This window comes from Acinetobacter endophylla, from assembly GCF_053543775.1.
This window is the reverse complement of the sequence record NZ_JBLVOM010000032.1, coordinates 1-1,604: the sequence shown is the minus strand read 5'-3', so window position 1 is coordinate 1,604 and position 1,604 is coordinate 1. Positions and strand designations below refer to the sequence as shown.

The window sequence follows — 1,604 nt, the reverse complement described above, 5'->3', positions numbered from 1 at the left end:
GTACTTGTGATGGTTTATGTACAATTGACCAATGTGGAGTTTTAAAAAATCTAGCTTGATTATCTAGACCTATGCTTTTTTCAAAAAATCGGCACTGTTGCAAATAACCACGAATGGTAAGCTGAAGACTGTTTTAGCTAAAGGTGCAGCATATGAATCCTTTCCATGGTCGGCATTTTCAGGGCGAAATCATTCTTTGGGCTGTGCGCTGGTATTGTAAATATGGCATTAGCTATCGTGAACTGCAGGAAATGCTGGCCGAACGGGGTGTGAATGTTGATCACACGACTATTTACCGTTGGGTTCAACGTTATACGAATCTAAAAATGGGAGCCTATAGCTCCCATTTTTATTGTTAAACGTTGAATCCTATATGTTTTCCTGTTGGAAGCTCTACATCAATACGGAGCTTCCCACCCATTGCCTCAACATACTTTTTCATGGTTGAAATCTTAAGATCATTGCCACGATTTTCTATTGCTGAAAGCGATGGCTGTTTTATTCCCAAAGTTTCAGCAAGCTCTTTTTGAGAAATTTCGAGTTCTTCACGAATAAGATGAAGCTGATTTTCTAGCAGTAATTCATCAGCCATTTTTTGAATACGGGCTTGGCTCTCTGGAGAGCGGCTAGCTAACAATTCTTGCAGAGTCTTAGCCATTAGATTTATCTCCTAGGGTAGTGAGATGAAGTTGGTATTGTTCATCTGCAATATCCAGCATGTCTTTATAAAAACGCTTTTTACCGCCTTTATCAGCAATACATAGAACAATAGCCTGTCGTGAGGGATCAAATGCGAAGAAAGCTCTTAAGGGTCTACCGCGATGTTGAACACGCAGTTCTTTCATATTGGTAAATTTAGACTCATACACAGTATCTACTAAAGGACGGCCTAAACTCGGTCCCTACTGCTGTAGAACAACCAGGGCAGCTAGGACCTTCTCTTGTGTAGGTTCATCTTGCTGTTCAAGCCACTGATTAAATAGATCTGTCGTAATGACTGTCCACATACCACAACCAAAATATAGATTATAGTCTATATTTTAGGGGCATTATGTTTGTTTTGCAAATGAAAAAGGATAGGCAATAAAAAACCCCGGCATCCTGCCGGGTTTTTTTATCGTTGCTGATTGTGCTGTTGTACCCTCTGGTCCATGTGCAATAACTTATAATTTTTGTTTTATGTTATGGAACATCCTGTTCCTGATGACTTGATCATAGGAAAATTCCAGTATGCCGCATAGCAGCAAAGGGCCGAGATTTATGTGCGCCAAAGCGTACAAAATAGCCTAAATTTCATCCACAGCAATTGGGGATAGTTTTCGCCCTGGAAGAGCTGAGAACATTGGGAAAATGCCAAAATTGATCATTTTCTATACAGGATTATTGGCAAGAACTATCAAAACTGCTCATAAAAAAGCCGACTTGTTTCAAAATCGGCTTTTTGCTCATTTTTGCATTTTTCTGATTTTAATAAGTTGCTGATATTTCAATTAATATACAAGTGTTGTTATTCACCAATTAAAATGTCTATGCGATAAACCATTTAAAATGTCCTGTTTTTAACCACAAGAGTCAAGCACAGGATTTAAATTTCTTTGTTCAAT

1 protein-coding gene and 2 pseudogenes are annotated in these 1,604 nt (G+C 38.5%); 1 reads left to right on the top strand and 2 read right to left on the bottom strand.

From position 1 onward, the window contains the following. Positions 1-152: 152 nt before the first annotated feature. Positions 153-314, top strand: a pseudogene (locus ACNPNW_RS03905) (IS6 family transposase); the annotation flags it as partial. A 41-nt stretch (positions 315-355) separates the two neighbouring features. Here the strand turns inward: ACNPNW_RS03905 and relB are convergent. Then, positions 356-658 carry a type II toxin-antitoxin system RelB family anti-toxin gene (gene relB / locus ACNPNW_RS03900; protein WP_001140620.1) on the bottom strand — a complete coding sequence of 101 codons (303 nt, stop codon included), beginning with the start codon at positions 656-658 and terminating at the stop codon, positions 356-358. Next, a pseudogene (locus tag ACNPNW_RS03895) lies at positions 651-1,007 on the bottom strand (type II toxin-antitoxin system RelE/ParE family toxin). The gene relB and the pseudogene ACNPNW_RS03895 overlap by 8 nt, the downstream one beginning before the upstream one ends. Between the last annotated feature and the right edge of the window lie 597 nt (positions 1,008-1,604).